Source organism: Streptomyces sp. NPDC054813 (genome assembly GCF_053611365.1).
The window spans coordinates 63,432-88,872 of the sequence record NZ_JBSHAF010000036.1; the positions used below are offsets into that span (position 1 = coordinate 63,432).

A 25,441-nucleotide genomic window follows, 5' to 3' on the forward strand; every position below is an offset into this window, starting at 1 on the left:
AAGACCCACTTCCGATAGACGCCCTAGCAGGACTCCGTCGGCCCTGTGGTGCGATAGAGGCTGAGGAAGGCCGTGTGGGTACGCCAGCCGAGCGACTCGTACAGGGCGCGGCCCTGGGTCGTCGCACCGAGGACGGCGCGGGTAGCGCCCGAGGCCAGAGCCTGCTGCTGGAGCGTGCGCATGACGACGGAGCCGAGGCCGCGACGCTGGTGGGCCGGGGTGGTGAGGATCTGGTCCGCCACGGCCACCTCCTTCGCCACGCCCATCTGTCCGCGCGCGGCAAGCGATCCATCGGGAGCCGCGATCAGCACGCGGACGACGTCGCCCCGGGTCCAGGTGCGCAGCACGTAGCCGGGTGGGAGCGTTCCGCGCGTGACCGGCGCCAGCTCGACGGACATCAGGAATGCCGCCGCGTCGGACGCCCACCCCGGTCCTAGCCATGCGCAGACCTGCGCCTCCGGCGCCTCGCACGGCTCAGGCAGGAAAACCTTGAGCCACCACCCCTCCCCCCGCGCCTGCGCGGCGGCCTCGCACACGCGCGCCTCGTCCGCGTCGACAACTACGTGCCGCGCCACCTGGGCCGGCTGTCCGACGTCAATGGTCCAGCCCCACGGCCGCGCCACGGGATCGGACGCACCCCGCGAGACCACCCAGCCGGAGACCCAGTCCTCCACGACAGACGCATGCGTAAGCGATGAACCCATCATAGACCTATTACATCAGTGAGCTGAGGGAATCGCCAGGCCCGGCCGAACCGACCCCTTGGGCACTCTCGGGACCTGGGCCAACGGGGGCACACCCCGTGCGCATTAGCCGGGAAGCCGCGTTGTCCCGCAAGGACCAAGGAGAGGGGAAGGCGGCAGGGGCTCAGCCGTACTGCCCGGTGTGACCGTGAGCAGACGCTTCGCTGGATCAAGGCGGGGCCGTCGGGCTCCGCCCTTGTCTACCCCGGATGCGGTTCAGAAGAGCCGGACGAACATCACCGCAATGCCGAGAGCCATCGCCGTATGGCAGGCCGGGTACAAAGCGTCGGCCCGGATGCCCGCCACTGGTTCCGGGCCGCCCGCAGGCCCCGCAGACATGGCACGGGCCGCGTCGAAGGCGCGGGCCAGCCAGCGCAGCCCGAAGGCCAGCAAGACCAAGGCCGGCAGGCCCGCCGCCAGCTTTCGTCCGGTACCGACGAGGCTCGTGGCGGCCATGCCCGAGCCTCCCGACATGTCCATTCCTGCCATGGAGTGCCCAGCTCCGCCGCCGCCATGACCCGAGGCCATGCCGCCGGAGTCCATAACGGCGACCATCCACGCCATGGCCGCCATCATCACTGCGTGCAACAGCGTGCCGAGCAGCGTCTTGGAGCGAGAGCCGCTGTCAGCGCGGAACGAAGCGGAGTACACAAAACATCACCGCGAGCGCCGCGAACACGACGACCTGAGGAAGGGCCGGCACGTCCATACCCCACGGCCAGATCATCGCGATCATGGACAGTCCCATGACGGCGTGCATGCCCACCCCGGAGACGGCGGGACCGGACCAGCGCCAGGGGGCACAGGTCCGGCAGACAGCGACCGACGGCGGATCGCAGCCGGAGGAGACGCAGTCGCAGCGCACCGGCCGTACCGACGGCAACGACAGATCCGGGCGGAGACGCGTTGTCGGCGCTGAACCTGGCAGCCCACCTGGGCCAGGACGAGTTCCTGGCTCGGGTACTCCACCGCCACTACCGCCACATCCCCTCCGCCGTCCCGAACCCGGCCGACCTGATCACCTGGGACGACGTCAACACCATCCTGGCCACCCACCGCCTTGAAGCGCCCCGCTTCCCCCTCTCCGCGGACGGCGAGATGCTGCCCGCCCACCGCTACACCGCCCCCGTCACCACCCGCCGGCACACCGTCTGGCAACGCCTACACCCCGCCGAGCTGCACGCCCGGCTCGCCGAGGGCGCCTCCCTGGTCATAGACGCCGTCGACGAACTCCACCCGCCCATCGGCCACGCCGCGATGGAACTGGAGCATTGGCTGCACACCGGCGTCCAGACCAACCTGTACGCCTCCTTCACCGCCCACGAGGGCTTCCGCGTCCACTGGGACGACCACGACGTCATCATCCAGATCGACGGCACCAAACGCTGGAAGCTGTACGGCCCCACCCGCACCGCCCCCATGTACAAGGACACCGACGAGCCCGAGCCGCCGGAGGAGCCGGTCGCGGAACTGGTCCTGCGCCCCGGCGACGTGCTCTGCCTCCCGCGCGGCTGGTGGCACTCGGTGGCCGCCTCCGAAGGCGAACACTCCCTCCACCTCACCTTCGGCATCCAGACCACCAGCGGAGCCCAACTCCTGTCCTGGCTCGCCGACGAGCTCCGCCGCCACGACGTCCTGCGCAAGGACCTGCCCGCACACGCCACCCCAGAACAGCAGGCCACGTACCTGGAGCAACTGCGCAAGGAAGTCACCACCGCCCTCGAAGACCCCGGACTGCTCGGCCGGTACACGGCGATGCGCGACGCACCGACCTCACCCGCCTCCGCCCGATCCTCCCCCACATCACCGGCCTTCCCGCAGACCCGGACCTCCGCGTCCAACTGACCACCACGCGCGCGCAGATAGACCCCGCTCCCGACGAGGACGGAGTGATCTTCCGGGCCTGCGACAACGAATGGGAGCTGGCCGAGAAGACCCTTCCTCTACGTCAGCACCTGACGTCCACCGCACCCGCCACCGTCTCCCTCGCCGAACTGGCCGCGGCAAGTGGCATTCCCATCGGCGACGTAGCGGCCGTCCTCTCCGAACTTCTGGACGGCCAAGCGGTCACCGTCGTGTCAGGAGGCCGACGATGACCACCGCCTCGCTCGGTCTGGGCACCTACCGCATCCACCCGTCGGCGCTCTCAGACGCTGTCGTCCGAGCAGCCGCCGACCCGGCCGGCGCGTGGATCGACACAGCCCCCAACTACCTGGACGGACAAGCTCAGTCACTCCTCGCCCCGGCCCTCGCCCGGCACCGCATCCCGGTCTCCACCAAGGTCGGATTCCTCACCCGCCGGGCCGCCACAGACGCCGTCGCCGACGGAGCCCTCACCACCGGTGCCGCCGAACACGGACACTGCCTGAGTACCCCATACGTCCACTGGCAGTGCGCCCGCAACCGCACCGAACTCGGCCGCGACCACCTGGACCTCGTCTTCGCCCACATCCCTCTTCGCCGGGTCGGAGTGGACGCCACAATTCCGCGCGGTGGACGTGCGACCGAGTTCCTCGACCCAGGGGCCGGAGAACACAAGGCTCAGGCTGGGTCCTGGGAACCCAAGTAGTCGAGCAGATCGGCAGTTCGAAGAGTCTCAGAATGTTCCTTCCCCAGTGTCTCCCGCATCCGGGGCAGACTCTCCGCGGCCAAGGCCCTGGCTGCCTCGATATCCCCCAGCCTCGCCAACCGGGGGGCCAGGTTGGCCGCGCTGGCCAGGGTGTCGGGATGGTCCTCCCCCAGTACCCGTTTCCGCCGGGACAGGGTGTCCTCGTCCAACTCTCGTGCCTCTCCCACTTTTCCCAGGGTCGACAGGTTGACCGCCAGATTGTGGGCAGTGCGCAGCGTGTCGGGGTGGTCCCAGCCCACTGCCCGACGCTGCCGGTCCAGTGTGTCCCTGCCCAGGTCGCGGGCCGCTTCCGCCTGCCCCTGAACACCCAGCGCCGCGGCCAGGATGAAAGCCGTCATCAAGGTGTTGGGGTCGTCTCGGCCGACCGCCCGACGCTGCCGGTCCAGAGTCTCCCCGGCCAGTGCTCGGGCTTCCTCCACGTTTCCCAGTCTCCCCAGCCGGTGGGCTACGTTGCTTGCGCTGACGAGCGTATCGGGGTGATCTTCACCGAGGACCCGCAGGCGTCGGGAGAAGGTGTCCCTGTCGAGAGCCAAGGCCGCATCCACATCCGACAGCTCCGCCAGAGACCTGGCAAGACCGTGGGCGATGACCAGTGTGTCGGGGTGATCCGGGCCCAGCACTCTCCGTTTGCGGGCCAAGATGTCCTCGTACAGGTCGCGGGCCGCCTCGATCGCCCCCAGCGCCGAGAGACGGTTGGCCAGGTTGCCAGATACTCCCAAGGTGTGAGGATGATCCTCGCCCAGCACCGTCCGCGCGCGGGCCAAAGTGTCTACGTCCAGGTCACGAGCCGCCTCGATCTCTCCCAGCGCGGCAAGCCGAGTGGCCAGGTGAGAGGCGCCGGCGAGGGTGTCCGGGTGATCCTCCCCGAGCACTCTCCGCATGCGCTGCAGAGCGTCCTCGTTGAGTGCACGGGCCCGAGCGTGATCCTGGATGTCGGCGTAGGCGCGAGCGAGGCATTGGACCGCCCACAGGGTGTCCGGATGGTCAGGTCCGAGTTGCCGGGTCCAGGTGTCGTGGAGGCTTTGCAGGTGAGACAGGACGGCGCGGGCCTCGCCGTGGTCCAGCAGATACCAACAGGCGTCGCAGGCGGCCGACCGGCCCTCCGCCGTGGCGAAGTCGGCCGGGTCAAAGGCGAGGAGGTGCGGAATGAGGGCAGGCCATCTGGACCAGGTCGCCGGATCGGTCGGGCTGCCCGGGTGGGCGGCGATCAAAAGGGCTTCCGCAGCCTGGGCGGCTTCGGCACGCTCGGACACGGTGAGCCGGTCGCGGACCACAGCCTGGGTGAGGCGGTGCGGCTGAATCGTCCCGTCCTCTACGCGGACCAGTGCCTGCCGTGCCAAAGCCCCCAACACCCTACGGACGACGAGCGGATCGCTCAGCATCGCCGCCACGGGCGGGACCGGGTCGGAAAGCACGTCACGACAGGTGTGCAGGGGGAACGGTTCCGGCGCCAGGAGGGAACAGGCGTGCAGCAGGCTCAGGGCAACCGGCTCCGTCCGGGACAGGCGCTCCGCGCCGAGGCTGATCTGCGCGGCCAGTGAGACTGGATATCCGTCTGGACGGCCTTCGTCGAGGACCTCGCTGATCCGTTCCTCAAGCAGCTGGTTGTACAGGTGCACCGTGAGACCGTCGGCCAACAAGGCGGCGGCCTGCACCAGGGCCAACGGCAGGTCTTCCAACGCCTGCGCCAGGCTGTCGGCGTCGGCCTCGAGCAGGTGTGGAACTCGGCCGCGCAGCAAGGCGATCGATTCGGCGCGGGTGAACTCGCCCACATCGACCCGGGCGGCCCGCTCCTGCCAGTTCGGGTCGCGGGAGGTGATCAGCACGTGACCGGCGCCGCTCGGCAGGTACGGCGCCAAAGCGGTGGGGTCTTCGGCGTTGTCGAAGACCAACAGCCAGTGCCCGCGGGTGCGCAGCTCCGCTGCCAGCGCCTCGCACGCCTCACCCACCGACGTGTCCGGATCCGCCGCACCGGTCCGCACGGCGAGAGCGGCCAACTGGTCGGGGATGAGGGCGGTTTCCTCGGCGGAGATCCACCAGGCCAACTCGTAGTCCGAGGCGAAGCGGTGGGCGTACTCGATCGTCAGCTGCGTCTTACCGACGCCCCCGCGCCCGCGCAGGGCCAGCACCGCCACGGGTGAGCCCGTCGTGAGCTCTCGGCGCAGGTGCGCCAAGACGTCTTCCCGCCCGGTGAATCCGGGGTTCCGGCCGGGGAGGTTCCACACCTGGGGCAGGCTTGCGGGAAAGCGTCGACCCATGCCGATCGTGGTCGACGACCGGGTATCGCTGTCGAGGGCCGGGAAGGCGGGCTTGCCGTCAGGGCGCCGTGGCCCGGCCACCGCGTCGAGCAGAATCCGCCGTGCCTCTTCCTCGTTCAGACCGACCAAGGACGGGGCCAGCAACGCGCGCAACAGCGGCGGAGCCTCGGCGTGGTCGAGCCGCAGCGGGATCAGCTTCTCCCTGGCGGCCAGGACAGCCGACCACTCCTCGGTCGTGAACCGGAGGGGGTCGAAGTAGGCGGCGGAGAACAGAGCGAGCATCTGTCCTTCCGCCAGGGCGGCGTTCATCTTCAGGATGAGGTTGTCCCCCGCACCCCAGTCCCAGCAATCGAGCTCCACAATGTGGCCGGCGGCCGTCAGCTCTCCCGCCACCCACTCCGCCCATGCCCGGTCGGCTCCCGCATGACTGACGAAGAACCGACGTGCACCCTCGTCCTCGACCACCGCACCCCCGTATGTCGTTCCACGAACGAGCCCGCAGCTATCCGACGAAGCTACCGGGTATCACCACGGCCTTCCCCTCGCGGAGGCGGTCGGCACCCGGGAGTCGTTCATGCCGGCCGTCGGCGCCACCCGCGGCGGCGGATACCTGGGGCACGTGGGCGTCAACTACGACGTGTCCATCCCCGGCATCGAGCTGCTCTTCGCCGGCATCCACACCCTCGGAGGCCCGGCCCCGGTACGCCGGTTCCTGCCCGACCTGATCCAGCTCATCTGGGGCCGAAAGATCCATCCGGGCAGGGTCTTCGACCTCACCCCGCCCCTCGACCAGGCGGCAGAGGGCTACAAGGCAATGGACGAACGCCGCGCCACCAAGGTCCTGCTCACCCTCTGACGTGTTCCAAGGCGCAACCTTCGGGGCAGAAGTTGCCAACACTGCACCGACCGCGCAGTCCTGCCGAGCCCTCATAAGGCAACGGGATCGCTTCACGCAAGGGCATACACGGAACGTCATCCTCTCGCTACTCTGAGATTCCGAGTCGGGGTGCGACGGGGGAATAGGCGTGGACGCTTTGACGCTTGCTGCGGCTTCCGCAGTGGTGGGGACAATGACTACGCAAGCTTGGGAACAGGCGCGCCAGACAGTGGTGGCGTTTTGGCGGCAGCGTCATCCAGAAGAGGTCCCGGCCATAGACGCGGAACTGGTCTACGGTCGCACCCAGGTGACGGAGGCGCTGGCGGTCGGGGACCGTTCGGTCGAAGAGGCGCTGATCGGCGATTGGCAGCGAAAACTACGTCGGCTCCTTACGGCAGACCCTGCATTGGGCGCCGAGTTGCAGCGCGTACTTGATGAGGAGCTGACGCCGCTGCTGCCGGACGCCGAGGCCGCCCGGATCACCAAGATCAGGATGAACGCCAAGGTCTCCGGTCACGGCAGGGCGTATATGTCCGGCCGCGACATGACGATCAACGAGGGTCCGTCATGACACACGTACCGCCCTCGTCTCCGCGCGAGGAGCCCGATCAACCCGAAACGTACGTCTCGACGCGCGACAACAGCAGGGCGTATATGTCGGGCCGCGACATGACCCTGAACAGCTCACGCACCAAGCACATTATCAAGCAGATGGGTGCATTTCCCCTAGTCATGCTGGTTACGGTCGCCGTTGTCGCGATTCTTTCCGTCGCATGGCTCGTCATGCGCGTGACCGACGGCAACGAAGGACCGTCGGACACAGTCCCCGTGAGCACAGAGATCACCATCGAGCCGAGGTCCGGTCCACTGGGGACCCCTGTGCACATCTCGGGCAGCGGCTTCGAACCAGGAAACATCGTGCAAGTGATCTGCCAGGATCCAATGAGTCCGGAACTTGGCCAGTTTCGCGCGGCAGACGATGGTTCGTTCACCGGCGAGATCCGCATTCCGGAGGATGAATGGATCAGTAAGGTCGGTGTGCAACTCGCGATCGTCGCGGCCAGCGGACAGGCACAAGACTCAGACCGGCAGGGGTTGGCGTTCTTCACGGTACGCCGGTGAGACGTCACTTCCCGCATCTGGCGACGGACCCCTCAAAGTCACAGATGCCACTGTCTCCGACAGGGCCTGTATGCGACCCTCGCTGACCCCCGAGTTGTAGCGGGTGGTGACCCCTTGGGCGACCGCGTACTGATCCCGAGCGGACTCATCAGCCCCGGACTGCCGACTTCCACCGCGCAGAGACTCCGCTTCGGAACTCGGCGTGGAGGATGAACCGGCGAAGCGGCGGCCCTCACCTTGTGCGTCACCGTCCTGCCACTCCTGGGCCAGTAGCCGCGGCCATCGGCCATGTTCTCGCGCGGCACGGGACAGCCGCACGGCTGTGCAAGGCTTCTCCGAGCGGGGCGCGAATGCACGCTGATCCGCGCTCAAGCTGGGCGGCTGCGCCCGCGAGTGGCAGAGGCCGGTCAACCTGCTGGTCGTGAGCGGAGTTCGCGGGTGTCCTGGAGCAGAAGTGTCCAGTCGAAGGGCGCAGCTCTCGGGCGTCCCGAGCATGGTCCAGCTGGCGGTGATCTCCGACGACAGGAAGACGGCGGATGATGTCGCGCAAGGGATCCGATGCCGGGGAGGCCAGCTGGGCGCGGATAGGGAAAAAACCCACGGGATAATAGCGCCTATCCTGTACGCCGCCACGCTGAGCTGCGACCACACCCGGTCTGGCTTGCGCGAAGCGGCACCGTTATCCGCGGCCAGGCCGTTAGCGCCGGTTCTCGGTCCGTTGTCCCTGTCCATGTTCAAAGTGGGCTGCGCGGATATCCGAACTCATGTGCACTGGTCGTGAGGCTGCCGAGGGTCGGAGGCGCAGATCGTGGAGCAACCCGCGTCAACTTACGCGGGGGCATCGGTCCTCAGCCCGCAGCTGGCTACGGTTCTGAACACGTCAACGGTCTTCCTAGAGCACGCGCATCGGTGTCAGCCCGGGGAAATCGGTGATGCCGTCTGAGATACCGATCCACTCGGCCAGGGCGGTGGAATCCGGTGGCGTGCCCGTGAGAGTGGCAATGCGGGCGCGGACGGCTTCAGGACGGTGGGTCAGTGCCCGCGCCGCCACGCCGGCACCGGGGAACGCGGTGAGGTTGTGCCTTCGCAAGGCAAGAGCCAGCCGGGCCCAGGGTTCGTGTTGTTGAGGATGTTGTGTGACCTGGTCGGTGGCGAGGCGGCGGGCCGATTCGGTCTCACCGAGAAGGCGGGCCAGGTCGGAGGGCTCGTGGGCGTCTTGGGCTGCTCCTCCGGGCGGTGTGCGGTGCAGGCGGGAGGGTCGGCGGCGATTCGGCACAGTAGTGCCGTGTAGTCGTTGAGAGCTGGTGTATCTGGATCGGGTGCCGGCACGCAGGGGAGGTGCGAAGAGGGTGGTCGGGGCGCACCGGACGACCATCCCTCGGCAAAGACCGTCACGGTGTCAAGGTCCGGCTGAAGGTGGTGCAGCCGCCAGCGGATGCGGTGGGCGACGACGGCCTCCTCGGCGAGGGCCGTGACTTCGTCGGGCACGGCCGTCGGGTTCTGTGCCTGCGCCATGCCAGCGCCCATCCTGGCGGTGAACTCTCGACCGGCCTCTGTCAGGCGGCGGGACGAATGGAGCGCCTCATACGCCTCACGTGTCTGCGCGCGCCAGTACAGCAGTTGGAACTGAGCGCGCCGGCGCAGCCTCGCGCCAGAAGCCTGGTGTGCCAACCGCCGCCAGAATTCGACCACGCCGAAGAAGGCGAAGACTCCGTGGAAGAAGCCGGGAAGTGGGCGCGGGTCGTCGCGCCACGGGGCGTAGTACAGCTCCTCCGGTCCCTCGTCGTCGTACTGGTCCAGGGAGTCGAGCACGGCGTTCAGTTTCATGTGCCGGAATTCGTGGACCACGGTGACGGCGAGTTCCACCGCGTCCGGTGGTGTGCTGAGCACGGTCCCGCCGAATACGTCGCTGGACGAAACGGAGGTCATCATGCCGCTGTTGAACTCGGGCCGGGGTGTGAGGGCGATGAGGCCCGCTGCCAGGGCTTCCGCCTGCTCGGGGCCTGCGACATCGGTCAGCAGTTCACCCGCGTCGACGATTTGCCGTCTCCACCGGCTGACGTCCTCGGGGCCTTAATCAAGCAGAGGCGCCTGGACCGCTGCCGTCGAGACCTGGCCGACCCCGGCCTGCATCATCAGACCATCTGCGCTATCGGCGCTCGATGGGGATTCACCAGGCCCGCCGATTTCAGCCGTGCGTGCCCCCTGGCGAGTACCGCGCCATGCAGCGCCAGGCTGGCGACCTGGTGCTGACCCAGAACAAACGGACCAGAGAGGCTTCCTGGATCATGTCCTTCTCCTGAGCCGTTCGGGAGGCTGTGCGTCGCGCCCTCGCGGGGCGCCGATGTCGACCGTGGTAGTCGACAGGTACGCCGATGAAGACCTCGGGTGCTGCGGGCCGTTCCTCTCTGTTCGAACGGCTGGGCCGCCTACTCGGCCATTCACCAGTCGGACGCGGATGGCGGCGGAGCAGCAATCTGCAGTTGGGGCAGCGTTCGCTGGGCTTCGCGGCGCTGGGGTTCCTCACGCTCGTACCGCTGCTGATCATCGTCTCCTCGGCCGATCCAGAGCATGGACGGGGATTCGCGCAGTGGCTGGGGGAAGGACTCGGCGTGTCGACGACCTCCCGGGAACATGTGGAGCAGTTGTTCATTCGTCCCAGTCAGGCTCTGCGGACCACGACCGCGTTCGGAATCGCCGTCCTCGCCGCTTTCGGCCTGGCCTTCGGGGCAGCGGTGCAGTCCGGTTATGAGAAGGTCTGGGATTTGCCCCCGGCCCGCTGGTGGGCCAGGTGGCGCCATGTCGTGTGGCTCGGCGTACTCATCGGCTACCTCTTCGCTTCAGCCACCACCACGCTGCGAGCCGAGTCCCTGGCCGGCGCGTTCGCCGCCTCGCTGAGCGCCGTCCTGTTCTTCTGGTGGTCGCAGCGCATACTGCTCGGCGGGCGGGTTCGCTGGAACGCCCTGTTGCCCGGCGCGGTGGCCACCACGGCCGGGCTGCTCGGTCTCAGGGTCTTCTCCCGGCTCGTCTACTCGCCGCTGATCGCATCCAACGCCGTCACCTACGGCCCCGTCGGAACCGTCCTGGTCATCCAGTCCTGGCTGGTCGGTGTGGGCATCGTCGTATTCGGCGGTGCCCTGGCCGGCCAGCTGCTGCACGAGGAGCTCCCACGCGTGGCACGTGCACTGAAACGGCGAGGATGAAACGGGAGCTCGGAGCCCGGAACTGCTCACGCCTGACTGGACTGGCAGATGAAGCCGGAAGAAGGGAGCCGATGGTGGACCGCGACCGTTGTCACCGCCGCTGGTTGAACCAATTTCCCTCATAGTCGCGGTCAACAGTCTCCTGTGAGTCGACGGTGATCCCCTCGAAGAGCTCCGCCATGTCGTGCTCGGCTACGACCCTGCGAACTCAACCGTCAACGGTCGTGTCCTGCTGGCAAGCGCCACGCTCCTGGTCTGTTGAGACGCCGAGCCACACCCACTAGCCTCGCGCTTTCACGGAGCACGTTGCGCGACGGGCCACCAGGCAGGCAAAGAGTGCCTTGACCAGCAAGAATGGTGCCGGCGAGTTCCTAATCGCAGCGCCCGCCGGACGCACTTCTCAAGTGAGCGCGCATCGTTCCGCGGCGGGCTGGGGTGTCCGATCATCGTGACGGCTCACGCTTCGAAAACCATTCGTGCGTGCGATCAAGCACCGCTATGAGGTTCCCGAGATGCGGGGAGAGGTGACAGCAGGACAGATGGGGTTTCAAGAGAGGAGCCCTGACGATGCCTGCTCCGAGGAAGTACCCACTGGACTTCTCGCCAACGAATAGGAGACCGTCAGGACCCTACCCAGCAAACCGTCAACTGCGCACTGTCCGCAGCTTGGGCACCGGTCGAGCGCGGCGTCGCACGACTGAATTCGTGGCGGACCTTCCGCAGGTCCCGATGCAGCCCGAATCGAATGCCGTCAATCGCCGCCGCCGTGCTCACCCTGGAGCGGCAACGCTGAAAGAGCTCAATGAACCATCCAGTATGCCTGGCTTGAGTCACTTCGACAGGGAACGGGGCATCCAGTTAACCTTCAAAAGCGACCTCATCGCGGGCGAACGGTTCTTCTTCGACATGGCCACGCTGTGCGCCCAGTCGGGCATCTCGACGGACGAGGCCCGACGCACCCTCTTCCCCGCGCGCACAGGAGGCGACACCACGTGACAGCGGACCCGCGTGTGAAGGACATCGGCGACATCCGCACAGCACACCTGTTCGACATGGTCGTCGACTTGGACCCGCCCCTGCCCTTCGGTAGCGGCCCGTTCGGCCGTCGGGTTCTCTTCGGTGCCGCAGGCGGCACGTTCCACGGCCCCAGGCTGCATGGCGACGTCCTCCCCGGCGGCGGAGACTGGGCGTTGATCGGCACCGACGGAACGATATGCCTGGACATACGCCTGACCCTGCGCACTCACGACGGTGCCCTCCTGTACATGACCTACGGGGGCCGCTGGGTCAACCCGCCCGCGCCCGACGCCATGGCCGACCCCGACCCCACCCGCTACTACTTCCGGACCACCCCGCTCTTCGAGACAGGGGCCGAGCCCTACGCATGGCTCAACGGCACGGTCTGCGTCGGGTCGGGATACCCGGTCGAAGGCGGCCTCGCCTACAAGATCTCTCAGATCCTGTGAACGTCATGGCCTTCGCAGAGGATGGAACAGGCGGACGAAGGCTCGGCACACGGTCGAGCGCGGCATCAAGCTCGAAGCGCGGAACGCCTTCGGCTTCAGGAACTGAGAGAACCAGCGCCTGCGCTCACGCTGTGCAACCACTCGCCGGAGCCGACGAGAAGCGCACCCCCACTGAATTTGAAGACCCGGTTTGATCACACATGCGAGAAGTGCTCCTGACCTGCAACGATAGGGCTTGTCGAGAGTCCTGTTGGCTGCGAGGAAAGAAGCACTTCTCAGGTGACCAAGCGTATCGGGTCTTACCCGCGTGTCCGTGTTGAGGGCGGCGGTCGTGGAGTGGTTTCGCAGGCCGGGGCGGGGCTGTTGGTGGAGACGGTCCGCAAGACCGGGCTGGACAGCGCGATATCGGCGGCGTTGGCGCCGTGGCGCAAGGCGCGGGCGGTACACGATCCGGGCAAGATCCTGCTGGATTTGGCGCTCGCGGTGGCGCTGGGCGGGGACTGTCTGTCCGATGTCGAGGTGTTGCGGGTGGAACCGGCGGTGTTCGGGCCGGTGGCCTCCGACCCGACCATCTCCCGCCTGGTCGACACGCTTGCCGGCAGCGGGAAGCGTGCGCTGGCCGCGATCCGCCGGGCCCGCGCCCAGGTTCGCGAACGTGTCTGGGCGTTGGCTGGGGAAGCCGCCCCCGACAGGGGCGGTCAGGTGATCGTGGACCTGGACGGGGTGCTGGTGATCGCGCATTCGGACAAGCAGGACGCCGCGGCGACCTGGAAGCGGACGTTCGGCCACCATCCGACCATGGGGTTCGTCGACCACGGGGCGGGCGGCGCCGGTGAGCCGGTCGCGGGCCTGCTCAGAGCGGGGAACGCGGGCAGCAACACCGCCGCCGACCACATCACCGCCACCCAGCTGGCCCTGGCCCAGCTCCCGAAGAGGTTCCGGCGCGGGCGCCGCACACTGATCCGCACCGACTCCGGCGGCGGCACCCACGAGTTCGCCAACTGGCTCGCGGCGCGGGGCCGGTGGCTGTCGTACTCGGTCGGCATGACCATCACCGACACCGTTCACCAGACCATGCTGAAGGTCCCGGCATCGGCCTGGACCCCGGCCGTCGAGCCCGGCGGCGAGGTCCGCGAGGGCGCCTGGGTGGCCGAGATCGGCGGGGACTGCCTGAAGGGGTGGCCGAAGGGGATGCGGCTGATCGTCCGCAAGGAGCGCCCGCACCCCGGAGCCCAACTGCGCTTCACCGACGCCGACGGCATGCGCCTGACCTGCTTCGCCACCAACACTCCCGGCGAAGCCATCGCCGGGCTCGAACTGCGCCACCGCCAGCGCGCCCGCTGCGAGGACCGCATCCGGGACGCCCGCTCCACCGGCCTGCGCAATCTTCCCTTCCACGGCCTCGCCCAGAACCAGATCTGGCTGGAGATCGTCCAGCTCGCCCTAGACCTGCTGGCCTGGATGCCGATGCTCGCCCTGACCGGCGAGAACCGCCGCTGGGAACCCAAGAAGCTTCGCTTCCGCCTGTTCTCAGCCGCCGCGCAACTCATCACCACCGGCCGCCGCCGCTACCTCCGCCTCGCGGCGCACTGGCCCTGGACCGACGTGATCACCGCAGCCGCCGACCGGCTCCAAGCCCTGCCGAACCCCGGCTGACCAGCACCCCCGAATCCCTGCAGACAGCATCACCCCACCGGAGCAGTGGAACCCGGCGCCCACCCGACGCGACAGCCGGGCCACCACCATTCCCACAACCAACCCACAACAGAGAAACGGGCCGCCGGAGAAACCGACGGACCGTCATGCAAGATCGAGGCTAGTAATAGGGCTCACTGAACGCGATGACGACATCGACGAGAATGACACGGTCAGCGGCGAACTCGCGGAGCAAGCCTTCCCTGACGCCCTCCATGCCTTCCCAGTCCGGCTTTGGCTGCTTTTGGCTCCACAGCCTCTGGCCCCTTTTCTTACCCATGCCCAGTTCTCCCTCCCCCGCTGCCCTGGGCCGCTCCAGCCTCGCCCCCCCGGCGATCGGCCCATCCGTTCGGTGCGCGGCTTTATCGCAGGACAGTCCCCTGCGGGAGCGCTGACCGATTCGGCGGCGTAGACCTTAGAAAACAAGCCTAAGAAAGCATTCAACGACTGCGGATGTACGCCCCGGGTGGACACCCGCGCGTTGACGATCCTCGACCGGCTGCACCACTTCGCGGGACACCATCACCGGCTACGCGCTGACGCATTGGACAGCAGCCGCCGGGCTAGCCAATTCATGGTGCGGGAGTACTCCAGTCCCGCAGGCGTCCGGGCTCTCAGGAGCGCAGGCTGATGGCGTGGAGTGGCCGGTGGTTGTCGCCCTCGCGCGGCCCGTACCGCGGCTGCCGACGGGTCCCTCGTGGGCCTACGAGATCAAGGTCGATGGTTCTCCGGACACCTCGTGATGTCTCATCCGGGTAGGTCCCGGGGTCGCCCGTAGCGGCTGAGGAAGGGCGGGAACCCAGGCTTCCAGGAGGAGGCGCGACGCGAGAGCTACTCAGCGGCAGCCCGGCACCGTCCAGGAGAGCACTCTGATCACGGCTGCTGCTTCGTGCGGCTGGTTGAGGCTTGTCGGACGTCCGCGCCGGAGCTGACGTGTCGTTGGGTCTCCTGGGGGCCGTGCCAGTCCAGACACATCACGGTGGCGTCGTCTTCGAGCCGGCCGTGGGCAGCATCCCGGACTGCTGATGTCAGCATCAACGCGGTCTCCCGCGGGTGCAGGCCCCGGGTGCGCTCCAGCAGGGCGCGCAGGTCGACCTTCTCCCCGTGCCGTTCGACCATGCCGTCGGTGAACATGAGCAGACGGTCACCATGGCGCAGATCGAGGTCCTGAACGCGGTAGGGGAGGGTCGCGAATTCGGACAGCCCGAAGGGATGGTCCACCTCGCAGGTGATCACCTCCACAGTGCCCTCACGCATGCGCAGTGGCCAGGGGTGCCCGGCGTTAACGAGCTGGGCCTGCCCGGTGTGGAGATTGATGCGCAGCAGCTGCCCAGTGGCGTGCCCGTGGGCGTGGTCGACGAGTGCCTGGTCGGCCCGGTGGGCCTGTTCGGCCAGGCCGGCTCCTGCGCGGCGGGCGCCGCGCAGGGCGCTCACCAGGACCGTGGCGGCCAGGGCAGCATCGATGTCGTGGCCCATGGGATCGGTCACCGACACGTGCAGTGTGTCCCGGTCCAGGGTGTAGTCGAAGGTGTCGCCGCTGAGGTCTTCGGAGGGTTCCAGGCTCCCGCACAGCGTGAACTGCGCGGCCTCGCACGACAGCGACGAGGGGAGCAGCTGGTACTGGATCTCTGCTGCCAGGGTGGGCGGTCTGGAGCGTTTGCCCCAGGTGTAAAAGTCGGTGAAACGCCCGTTGGCGATCACGATGTAGGCCAGGATGTGGGCGGCTTCCCCGACCTCGTCAAGGACGTCCTCGCCGGGATCGACCGGCAGGAGCAGTTCCAGCAGCCCGATCGCATCCCCCCGGTTGGTGACCGGCACGATCACCCGCTGCCCCTGACCGGTCGCCTCCTGATACAGCCGCTGCGTACGGATCACCTCCTCGTAGACACTGCCGAACAAGGGGATTCGCTCCACCTTCCGCCCATCCTCCGCAGGGGCGGTCGACAGCCGCGCCACCGCCTTCCCTGTCAGGTCCACGATGAGGAAAGAGACCTTCGTGGCGTCGAAGCGCCGTCGCAGGTCCTCCGCGATCACGCCGACGGCATCCACCGGCGCCGCCGTCTCCGCTGCCGTCAGCAACCGGGGAAGTCCACTCTGCTCACCACTCACGACCGCAGTCCCTTCCACCCGCCCCGCCTACCAGCCTGAGAATCACCAGGGCGAGCGTCACCACATGAAAAGTCACAATAGGTGCAGATCATTATGATATGCGTTCACGGAAATGAGTTTGCTTCCCGACGTCCGCTCGCGGACGCGGCAGTCACGACTGCTCCAGTCGCGAACTCGACGAGGGGCTGGCCGCCTCTGCCCCGCTGGTGGGCAGCAAGGCCGAGGCGCTCACATGCACCCCAGTCCGTATCGAGGGGCTCATGTCTCGTGAGACATGGCAAAGTCTGGAGAAGGACGGTCACCGGACCGTGCTGTGGCGGACCGAGGACGGCGTCCGACTGCAGTCGAGGACCAGCCGCGACGTCACCGCGCTCTTGATGGACCTGGCCATGGCCGCGATGCGGCTGCCGCCCGGTGTGGTTCTGGATGGAGTTATGTGACCTGTACGGGTGTCTCAGACCCAGGGTGTCTCAGGCGGCCCACCTCCGTGGGCCAGACGCGTTTGTCACCGATGGTTCGGGGAGCCGAAGAGGGAATTGGGCTGCGCGACCGTCGGCGCAGCACAGATAACCTTCGCGAATGAAGCGGATGCAGCGGGCCGCTGGCGCGGTCGTCGGCTCAGCGGTGGGTGACGCCCTGGGTGGCCCCTTCGAGTTCGGTCCCCAGGGAGCGTTTTCCGCGCGGTTTCCCGCGCGTGGGGCCGGTGGCGAGATGTGCGGAGGCGGTGGCTGGAACCCCGGCGAGGCCACTGACGACACGCAGATGGCCGTCCTGGTCGCGGAGTCCCTGCTGGAACGGGGTCTACTGGATCTGCCGGACATCTTCGCCCGCTTCCAGCGCTGGGCAGCATCAGAACCGAAGGACATCGGCTTGCAGACCGAAGACGTCCTCACCAACGGCATGCCCTGGGACCTCGCCGCCGCGATCCATTTCCAGGTCAACCAGCGAGCAGCGGGAAACGGATCCTTGATGCGGGCATCGACCTCCGCGGTCCACTTCGCGGCCGCCGGCCAAGAAGCCACCATGGACGCGGCCCGCCGCATCGCCGCCCTCACCCACGGCGACCGCGCGGCCTGGGAAGGCACCGCGATCTTCCACGAACTCATCCGCGTCACGCTCGAGGACACCGATCCCCTCACCGCGCTCCCGGACATCCTGGCTGTTGTACACACCGACCACCGCGGCCGCTACGCCACAGTCCTCGCGCCCGACTGGCACCCCGATCAGGCGACCGAGTTCAACGGCGCCGTATGGCCCTGCCTGGGCTCCGCCGTCTGGGCCCTGCGCACCACCAACAGCTTCGAAGACGCAATACGCGCTGCGATCGACCTCGGCGGCGACACCGACACCGTCGCCGCGGTGACCGGAGGCCTCGCGGGAGCGTACTACGGGCTGGATGCAATCCCCACCCACTGGACCCAGTCCCTCCATGTCCCCCTCCCGGGATTCGATGGACGGGTTCTGCACCTGGCAGATCTGCTCCGTCTTGGACACCGCCTCGAAACCACTCACGCCGGTGATCAGCAGGCGGATAAGGGCTGTTGTACGTTCCCACGGCACCAGTCGCCGAGCCCGGGGACCACGGATGGTTCGTCGCGGACATGAACCGGCTGCACGACCTTGGATGGCGGGAGTTCGACGTCCTGGAGCTGAACGGCCTGCCTCGGCAGATGGTGCTCGACCGTCTGCTCCACGCCGACGTCATCTATGTCGAAGGCGGCAGCCATTACCACCTCGCGCGCAGCATCACCGGCAACGCCTGGCGGACCGCTTCCTGAAGGCGCTGGAGAGCCGGGTCTATGTGGGGGTCAGCGCCGGATCGATGATCTTCAGCAGTAATCTCACCGGACACTCTCCCACTGCCGGAAGCCATCCATCAGGTTGGACATCGGAATTTCCAATCTCAACTAGTAGGACTCCGTTAGGTTGCTTTGCCTCTTGGGTTTGGGCTGGTGGGGGATGTTCTGGGCAGGGGGCGGTGGCACGTGGTGCAGGTGCCGGTCCAGCAGTTCAGCAGGTCTTGGATGGCGTCGAGGGTCTGGTAGAGGGTGAGTCCGCTGTATCGGCTTTTGGGGCCAGGCGCTGTTCGGTGAGGAATGCGTGGGCGGCGGTGACCAGGGTGACGTGGTGATGCCACCCGGCCCAGGAACGGCCCTCGAAGTGGTCCAGGCCGAGGCCGTGCTTGAGTTCCCGGTAGTCGTGCTCGATCCGCCAGCGGATCTTGGCCAGTCGGACCAGTTCGGCTGGCGGCGTGTGGGCGGGCAGGCTGGACAGCAAGTAGTCGGTGGGTGCTTCGGCGTCCTCGGGCCATTCGGCCAGCAGTGTGACCTCGGGCAGGACACCGTCCCAGCAGCCGTCCTGCGCGGTGGCGGCGGCCTGGGCCAGGCGGCGGGCCCGGACCCCGGCCGGCCGCACCCGCAGCGCCAGAAAGCGCGAGCGCATCGGTCCGCGGGAGCCTTCCCGCCAGGTGACCTCGGTGAACGTCTGCCGCCCCTGGGCGGCCGCGAGCGCGGCGACCGGGGACGGCTTGTCGCGGTAGCGGGGCTGCGGCTTGCGGCCGTTTCCCGGCCACGCCGGGGCGGTGGGCTGCGCGTCGTGCGGGTGGACGGTCACGTCCGAACGGACCGCCACGACATATCCGATGCCCCGCTCGCTCAGGCCGTCGCGGAAATCGGCGTTCTGACCGTAGCCGGCGTCGGCCACCACCACCGGTGGCACCAGACCCCACCCGGCCAGCTCATCGAAAACGTCCAAGGCCAGACGCCACTTCTCCCGGTGCCCGACGTCCTGCGGAATCCCGGTCTTGCGCCGACGTCCGGCATCGTCCGCCCACTCCTGGGGCACGAACAACCGCCACTGCAGCGGACAGGAGGCAGTGTCGGAGACCGCGTGCACGCTCACCGCGACCTGGCAGTTGGCCTGCTTGCCCAAAGCCCCGCAGTACTGGCGCGCAACCGCTACCGACATCTTCCCGTCCTTGGGGAACGACACATCATCGACCGCCCAGGCATCCGGGACGATCTGCGGCACCATCCGCTCCGCGATCCGCCGCCGCACCGGTACCGGATCCCAGGTCGACTGGTTCACGAACTGCTGCAGGTTCTGCTCGTTGCCATCCGGCAGCCGCTCCGCCATCGGCTGGATCGACTTACGCCGCCCGTCCAGCATCAGCCCCCGCAGGTAGCAGTCACCCTTCGCCCGCTGATCCTTGCGCGGCACCGACGCGAACACGTCAGCGACGAATAACGCCAACTGCGCCCGAGCACAGTTCACTTCATGTGCGTCCACACCCTCAACATGCCCCCAAACAGGACTGCGAGACAGACCTAACGGAGCCCTACTAGAGCCTGTCTGACAAATGATCGTCTGGCTCGCTCTCGAAGCCCCATTGTCCGCTGCCTGAAGGCCCAGCAGGTCGCTCGCTCCGGCCAGACCGGCCATTCCCAAGGGGAATCGGGTTTCACTTGCTGGCAGGATGGCCGAATGAGCGACGACACCGCCCCAACCCGGGCCGACGAGGTCAGCCTTCGTGCGGCCTGTCCGTCGGAGCTGAGCGAAGCGATCGAGCGGCTCGCCGCGGCCACACGCCATGACACCGCAGAGTTCGAGCAGGCGCTGTTTGGTCTGGCGCGGCTTTGCGCGGAGGCGCCTGTTGAGGCCCTGGAACTACTCGTCGCGGCTACGGCGGCACAGGATGCGAAGTTGCGGCGCGCGGGGATCGAGGGCCTCGGCATCTTCGGGCCCGACGCCGTGGCGCACGCGCCGATCATCGCCAGTGCGCTCTCCGATCCGGATCCCGATGTGCGGGCGGTAGCGCCGGATTCTCTCAAGTCCGTGCTCAGGCGGAACGAGCCCAATGAGGAACTCCGCGCTGCCGTTCGCCGAGCAGTCGAGTAACGGTGGCCGGAAAGAGCTGAGTAATCATCGGCCTGGTTCGCGGAGCCAGAGGATCAGGGAGGCCAGGACGACCCCGGCGCGGTAGCGGCCAGCGAGTTTGTCGAAGCGGGTGGCGATCGCACGGAACTGCTTGAGGCGGGCGAAGCACCGTTCGACCACGTTGCGGTTGCGGTAGATCTCCTTGTGGAAGCTGGGTGGTCGGCCGCCGAGGGCTCCACGTCGCCGGCGGTTGGCCTCTTGGTCACGGCGCTCGGGGATGGTGGCGGCGATGCCCCGGCGTCGGAGCAGGTGGCGGATCGCCCTGCTGGAGTAGGCCTTGTCGCCCAGCACTCGGTCCGGTGTCGTGCGCGGACGGCCAGTGCTGGCGCGCGGAATCCGGAGGGCGTGAAGAACCTGGTCGAACGCGGTGGCGTCGTTGACATTGCCTGGGGTGAGCACCATCGAGAGGGGCAGGCCGCGGCCGTCGACGGCCAGATGGACCTTGGTGGTCAGCCCGCCTCGGGACCGGCCGAGAGCCTGGCGCGCCTGCGAGCGGCCCGGATCTTTCAGTTCGTCTCCATCTGCCGCCCTTTTTTTCGGGCACCAGCCGCGTGCTGATGGGCCCGGTTGATCGTGGAGTCGACGGCGACAGTCCACTCGATCCGGCCCACCGCGTCGTCCCGGACCTGGACGTGTTCGAGGAGCTTCGCCCAGGTCCCGTCCGATTCCCAGCGGGCGAACCGCTCGTAGACGGTCTGCCATGGCCCATAGCGTTCCGGGAGGTCCCGCCACGGCGCCCCGGTCCGCAACCGCCACAGAACCCCGTTGACCACCTGCCGATGGTCACGCCACGGGCGACCACGCCCGTCCACCCGCGGCAACAGTGGTTCTATTCGTTCCCACGCCGCGTCCGTCAATTCGCCTCGACCTGCCACAAGATCAATTGTCAGACACGGCCTAGGCCGCGTATCGGGTCGTGATCAATTCGCGGGATTCGCTCTCGTGGCGGGCTTAGACCCGGCAGATCATCTTGCGTGACGCGGGCGCAACTGACCGATGCGGAGTGGGCGTTCATCGGCCCGTACCTGCCCATCGGCGCATACGGGCCGTATCCCGAACGGCTGCGGCAGCAGTTCGAGGGTGTGGTCTGGCGATTCAAGACGGGCGGGCAGTGGCGGGAGATGCCGCAAGAGTTCGGGGCGTGGTCGACCGTCTCCAATCGCTTCCGGCAGTGGCGAGACGCCGGCGTATTCGAGGCTCTGTTGGAGGGCCTGATCGCGGAGGCTGCGAAGCGGGGCGAGGTGGATCTGTCGCTGGTAAGCGTCGACTCCACCACCGCGCGGGCCCACCACGACGCCGCCGGGATGCACCTCGACAAGGACGTGCTCACCGCCCTGGAGAAGGCCGCCGCTGAGGAGGAGAAGGCCAGGTCAAAGGGGGCAGTCCCGAGGAACGAACCGGACAGGACACCGAAGCCGACCCCGAACGGGAGGAACGACAACGCGTCCGGCGCCGCCGAAAGCTCCGACTGAAGGCCGCCCTGCTCGGGCGCTCTCGGGGCGGGCAGACCAGCAAGGTCCACCTTGCCGCAGACCGCAAGTGCCGCCCGCTGGCGTTCATCCTGACCGCGGGCCAGGCGGCCGACAGCCCACAGTTCATCCCCGTGCTGAACAAGATCCGGATCCGCGGACCCGTTGGCCGGCCCCGCACCCGGCCCGACGCCGTCGCCGGAGACAAGGCCTATTCGTCCCGCGGCATCCGCGCTCACCTGCGCAAACGCCACATCAAGGCCGTCATACCCGAGAAAGCCGACCAAGCCGCCAACCGGAAGAAGAAGGGCTCCGGAGGCGGTCGGCCCGTCAGCCACGACGCCGACCTCTACAAGGTGAGGAACACCGTCGAGCGCCTGATCAACAAGCTCAAAGCCTGGCGAGGCATCGCGACCCGGTACGACAAGACACCGGAGAGCTACCTCGCCGGACTCCACCTCCGAGCCTCCATGATCTGGGTCAAAGACCTCACACGGAACGGCCTTGACGATGGGCAGGCAAGCGACCTCATCGGAGGCTGATGCCTCACCCGTCGAAGTGACACCAGCGGAACCCGTGTTCAAGCAGCGGTGTCAGAGTCCCGCGGTGAAGTGCGCCAAAGCCCACAATTGCCTCGTCTTCGTCGCCGCTGACATGCGCGAGCAATCCCGGCGCCACGAAGAACCGCTCGGCCGCATAGGTCGGCATGAAGGGGCTCAGGGGTACTGGGCGCAGCATGTTCCACAGCGCGTCAAGGCGCGCGGTCGGCATGCAGTAGGTGCGTGCGCCGTACGGGGCCATGTTCATGGCCCCGTTAAGGGTGAACTGCAAAAGAAAGCGGCTCAGCGGTTCTTCTTCAAGGATCGTCTCCGGGTTCGGATCATCGGGGTCTTCGGTGAACCACACACGTGGGTCGGCGTCGTCCGGCTCCTTCAGTGGCCACGGGATGGACCAGTCCTTCCCGGACCCGTTCCACATGGCGATGATCAGCCGGTCGCCCAGTGGCCCGGAAGCAGGCCGAGGCTTCTTCAGCACTGGGTCGATGAAACTGTGAATGGCCGGGCGGATGCGGGCCAGGCGGTGGAAGGCGGCCAATGCCTCCGGGAGGTTGTCAAGTTCGATCGCCGTGGTCTCGTCGGCAGCCGACTCCGATTCGGAAAACCAACCGAGGACGAACGACTCCAAGGCCCGCATCGGATCTGATTCCACGAGGTCGACCCAGTCCACCCCTGGCACGGGCCCGGGTGATGGGACTGGGCGGACCGCATCCAGCACCTCGCGGGTCAGCGGCTGGCTGAACATAAGTTTGGCGCGGTTGAAGTTGGCTGGCGCCGTGGGTATTTCCCTGCACTGGGCGGTGCCGAGCGGCAGGCAGCCCTCCTTCAGCCGCGCGAAGACGTGAATGGGCAAGGCGCCCCGGAACTCGAACCGAGAGTGGAGTTCCGGAATCCGATCTCCGCTCAGAAGTACCCAGTCGGAGTCCTGGACGCCGCTGACTTTCGGATGGTCCCCGGACTCGACGATGACGACGGTTGCGTCAGCCCCCGCCCCGATCAGCGCGGGCCCCATTTCGTACCGAATCAGGCCAGATCCAGTAACAGACAGGGCCGTCTCCTCGGTAATCAGGGGCGGGAGCGTTCGCAACATGCCGTCAGCTTATCCACGAGGACGGACAGGGCAGTTGATCGGGACTCGATACGGGCCCTAGTAGTTACGCCACCAACTGGTGAGTTGCTGATGCTCCGAAGCAGCCCGGACCGCTGGGCCGGGAGAAGCAGGTAGTCGAAGAAGCAGATCCACGGCGGCGGGGAGGCCCGGGCGGGCGCAAAATGGCCAGGCCAGGGCGCCTACTCACGACGTTCCGCAACACCCTTTAGCTCAGTAATTACACCAACCAGCTTCCCGCAAGAGGGATTATCCTGGAATTCTGGATAGATTCGCACAATGTACCCCAAGGCGTCGTCGCAGAATTTAACAACACAAGAAATTAACTCACCGATTCCACATTTTCCAGGCACCTCGTCCCACGATCGAATCGCCGTGGCAACTCGATCTGATGGCTGAAATTGAATGATTACACCACTTTCAGTAAAGATAACACGCCCCGTGCCTCCATTTTGGACCTTCCGAGCCGCAGAGAGCAGGGAGAAAGCGAAATCCAGAAGCGGAGTGCCCGGGAATTCTTCGGTTCCAAACTCTTTAACAGTCAGAATCACATCTGTCTCGAAGTATTCATAGCGCAAGTCCATCTCACTGGCCGCCGCAAGACTGTCAAGCTGCTTCGGCTTCGGTTCCCTCACCGAGTGCGGATCGAAACTAATACTCAACATGATTCTCCAGTACTCCAGCGTCATAATTCGGAATGCTGCCGCGTATTTGCTGAATTCGCGGACAGCGCTCCGGAGGGAACTCATTGTGGCGTATTTCGGGTTGGAGAGATCGTGGGCCTCACCGAGGTCTGCGAGGGCCTCGCCGAGCGCGTTCAGGGCGTGGTCGGGGTCGGTGACGTAGCCGGAGGCGTCGACGGCCCAGACGTGGGGGCCGTCCAGGTTGACGTCCCGCGGGGCGAGGGGGTGGCCGGCGGGGCGCTCGAACAGGCCGTCGGGCAGGGCGCGGAACTCGGATCCGGGACCGGTGGAGCAGTCGGCGCAGGTGAGCGCGTGCATGGGGGTGCCCTTGCAGGGTGGGGGTCCTGGTGAGGCACACGAAGGTCGCGCGATGACACGGGGCTCAGGACGCCGGAGGCGACCCGACCAGGGGCCGCGCCGGAGACGTGGGGCCGGCTGCGAGCATCCGGCCCCGGCTCCTGCAGCCCGTCGCCGCGGCAGGGACGTCAAACGCTCCTGATGCTGTTCGTGCCACAACGGCGCTAACTCGGCGATCACCCTAAGAGAGCATCTGATCAGTGTTCACGCAGATACGAGTGGGATGTCCGTTTCGATTCGCCAGGTTGGCGTGGATTCTCCGGTCAGTTCGCGGGACATTTTGTTAGCCATCGCCCAGTGGATCATTGTCCGGGATCTCTGCGGGAGGGCTTCGTAGTCTCGCGCCAGGCGGCGGTGCTGCATCAGCCAGCCGAAGGTCCGCTCGATCACCCACCGCTTCGGCAGGGGCTCAAACCCCTTCGTCCGTGCTCGCTGGACTACCTCCACGTCGATGCCGAGTCCGGCGCCGTGGTTGAGGATGCTGCTCTGGTATCCGCCGTCGGCCCAGACCTTGGCCACGCCGGGATGGGTTGCGGCCAGGTCGTCGAGGAGGTGCTTGCCGCCTGTGGTGTCGTGCACGTTCGCCGCGGTGATGAGGACGGCCAGCACCAGGCCGAGCGTGTCGGTGATCAGGTGCCGCTTGCGTCCTTTGATCTTCTTGCCGGCGTCGATGCTCTGGCTGGTCTCGGCCACGTTTGCCGAGGTCTTCACGCTCTGCGCGTCGATCACGCCCGCGGTCGGCTCCGCGCTGCGCCCGTGAGCACGCCGGGTCTTGTCGCATAACAGGTCGTGGACCTGCTGGGTCGTGCCGTCCGCTTCCCACTTCGCGTAGTAGTCATAGACGGTCTTGTACGGAGGGAAGTCGTGCGGCAGGTACTCCCACGGAATGCCGGTGCGATTCACGTAGAGGATCGCGTTGACGATCTCTCGCAGGTCGTGCACCCGGGCTGCCGTTCCGGGTCCGGTCCGTCTCGCCCGCCAGGCGCTGAAGACCGGTTCGATCAACGCCCAGCGGGCGTCGGACACGTCACTGCGGTACGGACGACGAACACTCACGCGTCATCCAACGACCGCCAACGGCGCCAGTCACAAAACCATCCCAGAACACCAACTACCTAGATCAGATGCCCTCTTAGAGGTCCTAACAAAGGCGCTGTACGTGGCGGTGGGTGATGAGGCAGGTGGCGAGGCCGAGGAAGGCCTCGTGGATGTCGTCGCGTCGCTCCCAT

The 25,441-nt window shown here is 67.1% G+C and carries 23 protein-coding genes and 4 pseudogenes; 15 read left to right on the forward strand and 12 right to left on the reverse strand.

The window, feature by feature from the left end:
• Positions 1-23: 23 nt before the first annotated feature.
• The 3 genes from ACWGJB_RS44865 to ACWGJB_RS44875 all read right to left on the reverse strand — a co-directional run bounded on the left by ACWGJB_RS44865 (position 24) and on the right by ACWGJB_RS44875 (position 1,503).
• Entirely contained in the window at positions 24-674 is a 651-nt protein-coding gene (locus ACWGJB_RS44865; RefSeq protein WP_453385801.1) for a GNAT family N-acetyltransferase, read from the reverse strand.
• A 285-nt stretch (positions 675-959) separates the two neighbouring features.
• A complete protein-coding gene (locus ACWGJB_RS44870) occupies positions 960-1,394 on the reverse strand; it encodes a DUF5134 domain-containing protein (RefSeq protein WP_453385802.1) in 435 nt (144 codons plus the stop codon).
• Entirely contained in the window at positions 1,369-1,503 is a 135-nt protein-coding gene (locus ACWGJB_RS44875; RefSeq protein ID WP_453385825.1) for a DUF5134 domain-containing protein, read from the reverse strand. Before ACWGJB_RS44875 ends, ACWGJB_RS44870 begins: the two co-directional genes overlap by 26 nt.
• A gap of 146 nt (positions 1,504-1,649) precedes the next feature.
• Here ACWGJB_RS44875 and ACWGJB_RS44880 point away from each other — a divergent pair, with 146 nt between their 5' ends.
• From ACWGJB_RS44880 to ACWGJB_RS44890, 3 genes are read left to right on the forward strand one after another with little or no spacing between them, the layout of a single operon-like run.
• Positions 1,650-2,588 (forward strand): cupin domain-containing protein, encoded by a 939-nt coding sequence (locus tag ACWGJB_RS44880; RefSeq protein ID WP_453385803.1) that lies wholly within the window; start codon positions 1,650-1,652, stop codon positions 2,586-2,588.
• Between the two features lie 44 nt (positions 2,589-2,632).
• Positions 2,633-2,839 carry a hypothetical protein gene (locus ACWGJB_RS44885; RefSeq protein WP_453385804.1) on the forward strand — a complete coding sequence of 69 codons (207 nt, stop codon included), beginning with the start codon at positions 2,633-2,635 and terminating at the stop codon, positions 2,837-2,839.
• Positions 2,836-3,312: an aldo/keto reductase gene (locus ACWGJB_RS44890; protein WP_453385805.1), complete on the forward strand. Its 477-nt coding sequence runs from the start codon at positions 2,836-2,838 to the stop codon at positions 3,310-3,312. The genes ACWGJB_RS44885 and ACWGJB_RS44890 overlap by 4 nt, the downstream gene beginning before the upstream one ends.
• On the opposite strand, the gene fxsT is transcribed toward ACWGJB_RS44890, so the two are convergent.
• A complete protein-coding gene (fxsT, locus tag ACWGJB_RS44895) occupies positions 3,285-6,095 on the reverse strand; it encodes an FxSxx-COOH system tetratricopeptide repeat protein (protein WP_453385806.1) in 2,811 nt (936 codons plus the stop codon). The two genes, ACWGJB_RS44890 and fxsT, sit on opposite strands and share 28 nt — an antisense overlap.
• 79 nt (positions 6,096-6,174) lie before the next feature.
• Here fxsT and ACWGJB_RS44900 point away from each other — a divergent pair.
• The 3 genes and pseudogenes from ACWGJB_RS44900 to ACWGJB_RS44910 form a co-directional block, all read left to right on the forward strand.
• Positions 6,175-6,486, forward strand: a pseudogene (locus ACWGJB_RS44900) (IMP dehydrogenase); the annotation flags it as partial.
• Between the two features lie 169 nt (positions 6,487-6,655).
• Positions 6,656-7,078 carry a hypothetical protein gene (locus ACWGJB_RS44905; protein ID WP_453385807.1) on the forward strand — a complete coding sequence of 141 codons (423 nt, stop codon included), beginning with the start codon at positions 6,656-6,658 and terminating at the stop codon, positions 7,076-7,078.
• Positions 7,075-7,629 (forward strand): hypothetical protein, encoded by a 555-nt coding sequence (locus ACWGJB_RS44910; RefSeq protein ID WP_453385808.1) that lies wholly within the window; start codon positions 7,075-7,077, stop codon positions 7,627-7,629. The genes ACWGJB_RS44905 and ACWGJB_RS44910 overlap by 4 nt, the downstream gene beginning before the upstream one ends.
• 1,032 nt (positions 7,630-8,661) lie before the next feature.
• On the opposite strand, the gene ACWGJB_RS44915 is transcribed toward ACWGJB_RS44910, so the two are convergent.
• Positions 8,662-9,669: an aKG-HExxH-type peptide beta-hydroxylase gene (locus ACWGJB_RS44915; RefSeq protein ID WP_453385826.1), complete on the reverse strand. Its 1,008-nt coding sequence runs from the start codon at positions 9,667-9,669 to the stop codon at positions 8,662-8,664.
• A gap of 335 nt (positions 9,670-10,004) precedes the next feature.
• Between ACWGJB_RS44915 and ACWGJB_RS44920 the strand changes: the two genes are divergently transcribed.
• The 4 genes and pseudogenes from ACWGJB_RS44920 to ACWGJB_RS44935 all read left to right on the forward strand — a co-directional run bounded on the left by ACWGJB_RS44920 (position 10,005) and on the right by ACWGJB_RS44935 (position 13,954).
• Positions 10,005-10,832 carry a YhjD/YihY/BrkB family envelope integrity protein gene (locus ACWGJB_RS44920; protein WP_453385809.1) on the forward strand — a complete coding sequence of 276 codons (828 nt, stop codon included), beginning with the start codon at positions 10,005-10,007 and terminating at the stop codon, positions 10,830-10,832.
• Positions 10,833-11,460: 628 nt separating this feature from the next.
• A pseudogene (locus tag ACWGJB_RS44925) lies at positions 11,461-11,625 on the forward strand (IS5/IS1182 family transposase); the annotation flags it as partial.
• 199 nt (positions 11,626-11,824) lie between these two features.
• A complete protein-coding gene (locus ACWGJB_RS44930; protein ID WP_453385810.1) occupies positions 11,825-12,298 on the forward strand; it encodes a DUF3237 domain-containing protein in 474 nt (157 codons plus the stop codon).
• Positions 12,299-12,577: 279 nt separating this feature from the next.
• Positions 12,578-13,954 carry an IS1380 family transposase gene (locus ACWGJB_RS44935; protein ID WP_453385811.1) on the forward strand — a complete coding sequence of 459 codons (1,377 nt, stop codon included), beginning with the start codon at positions 12,578-12,580 and terminating at the stop codon, positions 13,952-13,954.
• Between the two features lie 160 nt (positions 13,955-14,114).
• On the opposite strand, the gene ACWGJB_RS44940 is transcribed toward ACWGJB_RS44935, so the two are convergent.
• Both ACWGJB_RS44940 and ACWGJB_RS44945 read right to left on the reverse strand, forming a co-directional pair.
• Positions 14,115-14,273 (reverse strand): hypothetical protein, encoded by a 159-nt coding sequence (locus ACWGJB_RS44940; protein WP_453385812.1) that lies wholly within the window; start codon positions 14,271-14,273, stop codon positions 14,115-14,117.
• A gap of 593 nt (positions 14,274-14,866) precedes the next feature.
• Positions 14,867-16,102 (reverse strand): PP2C family protein-serine/threonine phosphatase, encoded by a 1,236-nt coding sequence (locus ACWGJB_RS44945; protein ID WP_453385813.1) that lies wholly within the window; start codon positions 16,100-16,102, stop codon positions 14,867-14,869.
• Positions 16,103-16,362: 260 nt separating this feature from the next.
• Here ACWGJB_RS44945 and ACWGJB_RS44950 point away from each other — a divergent pair, with 260 nt between their 5' ends.
• The 3 genes and pseudogenes from ACWGJB_RS44950 to ACWGJB_RS44960 all read left to right on the forward strand — a co-directional run.
• On the forward strand, positions 16,363-16,542 hold the full coding sequence (locus ACWGJB_RS44950) for a hypothetical protein (protein WP_453385814.1): 180 nt from the start codon (positions 16,363-16,365) through the stop codon (positions 16,540-16,542).
• 139 nt (positions 16,543-16,681) lie between these two features.
• Complete coding sequence (locus tag ACWGJB_RS44955; protein WP_453385815.1) at positions 16,682-17,707, forward strand: ADP-ribosylglycohydrolase family protein; 1,026 nt, start codon at positions 16,682-16,684, stop codon at positions 17,705-17,707.
• Positions 17,641-17,957, forward strand: a pseudogene (locus ACWGJB_RS44960) (Type 1 glutamine amidotransferase-like domain-containing protein); the annotation flags it as partial. The gene ACWGJB_RS44955 and the pseudogene ACWGJB_RS44960, both read left to right, overlap by 67 nt.
• A gap of 155 nt (positions 17,958-18,112) precedes the next feature.
• Here ACWGJB_RS44960 and ACWGJB_RS44965 read toward each other — a convergent pair.
• Positions 18,113-19,390, reverse strand: a complete 1,278-nt coding sequence (locus ACWGJB_RS44965; RefSeq protein ID WP_453385816.1) for an IS701 family transposase — start codon at positions 19,388-19,390, stop codon at positions 18,113-18,115.
• Between the two features lie 195 nt (positions 19,391-19,585).
• Between ACWGJB_RS44965 and ACWGJB_RS44970 the strand changes: the two genes are divergently transcribed.
• The gene (locus tag ACWGJB_RS44970) at positions 19,586-19,999 is read left to right on the forward strand and encodes a hypothetical protein (protein WP_453385817.1); all 414 of its coding nucleotides are present in this window, start codon (positions 19,586-19,588) and stop codon (positions 19,997-19,999) included.
• A gap of 24 nt (positions 20,000-20,023) precedes the next feature.
• Here the strand turns inward: ACWGJB_RS44970 and ACWGJB_RS44975 are convergent.
• Positions 20,024-20,913 (reverse strand): IS5 family transposase gene (locus ACWGJB_RS44975; protein ID WP_453385818.1). Its coding sequence is split into 2 segments (ribosomal slippage): positions 20,024-20,559 and positions 20,559-20,913, totalling 891 coding nucleotides; the frame shifts between segments, so codons are not numbered across the junction.
• Between the two features lie 99 nt (positions 20,914-21,012).
• Here ACWGJB_RS44975 and ACWGJB_RS44980 point away from each other — a divergent pair.
• Positions 21,013-22,049, forward strand: a pseudogene (locus tag ACWGJB_RS44980) (IS5 family transposase).
• 4 nt (positions 22,050-22,053) lie between these two features.
• On the opposite strand, the gene ACWGJB_RS44985 reads toward ACWGJB_RS44980, so the two are convergent.
• The 3 genes from ACWGJB_RS44985 to ACWGJB_RS44995 all read right to left on the reverse strand — a co-directional run bounded on the left by ACWGJB_RS44985 (position 22,054) and on the right by ACWGJB_RS44995 (position 25,268).
• Positions 22,054-23,154 (reverse strand): hypothetical protein, encoded by a 1,101-nt coding sequence (locus ACWGJB_RS44985; protein ID WP_453385819.1) that lies wholly within the window; start codon positions 23,152-23,154, stop codon positions 22,054-22,056.
• Positions 23,155-23,354: 200 nt separating this feature from the next.
• On the reverse strand, positions 23,355-24,173 hold the full coding sequence (locus ACWGJB_RS44990) for a hypothetical protein (protein WP_453385820.1): 819 nt from the start codon (positions 24,171-24,173) through the stop codon (positions 23,355-23,357).
• Between the two features lie 243 nt (positions 24,174-24,416).
• A complete protein-coding gene (locus ACWGJB_RS44995; protein WP_453385821.1) occupies positions 24,417-25,268 on the reverse strand; it encodes an IS5 family transposase in 852 nt (283 codons plus the stop codon).
• Positions 25,269-25,441: the final 173 nt, after the last annotated feature.

What these genes read in the sequence shown, in the direction of transcription:
- ACWGJB_RS44955 (WP_453385815.1), top strand. Translation starts at nt 16,682, where the DNA reads ATGAAGCGGATGCAGCGGGCCGCTGGCGCGGTCGTCGGCTCAGCGGTG.
- ACWGJB_RS44890 (WP_453385805.1), top strand. Translation starts at nt 2,836, where the DNA reads ATGACCACCGCCTCGCTCGGTCTGGGCACCTACCGCATCCACCCGTCG.
- ACWGJB_RS44910 (WP_453385808.1), top strand. Translation starts at nt 7,075, where the DNA reads ATGACACACGTACCGCCCTCGTCTCCGCGCGAGGAGCCCGATCAACCC.
- ACWGJB_RS44940 (WP_453385812.1), bottom strand. Translation starts at nt 14,273, where the DNA reads ATGGGTAAGAAAAGGGGCCAGAGGCTGTGGAGCCAAAAGCAGCCAAAG.
- ACWGJB_RS44875 (WP_453385825.1), bottom strand. Translation starts at nt 1,503, where the DNA reads ATGCACGCCGTCATGGGACTGTCCATGATCGCGATGATCTGGCCGTGG.
- ACWGJB_RS44985 (WP_453385819.1), bottom strand. Translation starts at nt 23,154, where the DNA reads ATGTTGCGAACGCTCCCGCCCCTGATTACCGAGGAGACGGCCCTGTCT.
- ACWGJB_RS44920 (WP_453385809.1), top strand. Translation starts at nt 10,005, where the DNA reads ATGAAGACCTCGGGTGCTGCGGGCCGTTCCTCTCTGTTCGAACGGCTG.
- ACWGJB_RS44950 (WP_453385814.1), top strand. Translation starts at nt 16,363, where the DNA reads ATGTCTCGTGAGACATGGCAAAGTCTGGAGAAGGACGGTCACCGGACC.
- ACWGJB_RS44990 (WP_453385820.1), bottom strand. Translation starts at nt 24,173, where the DNA reads ATGCACGCGCTCACCTGCGCCGACTGCTCCACCGGTCCCGGATCCGAG.
- ACWGJB_RS44970 (WP_453385817.1), top strand. Translation starts at nt 19,586, where the DNA reads ATGAGCGACGACACCGCCCCAACCCGGGCCGACGAGGTCAGCCTTCGT.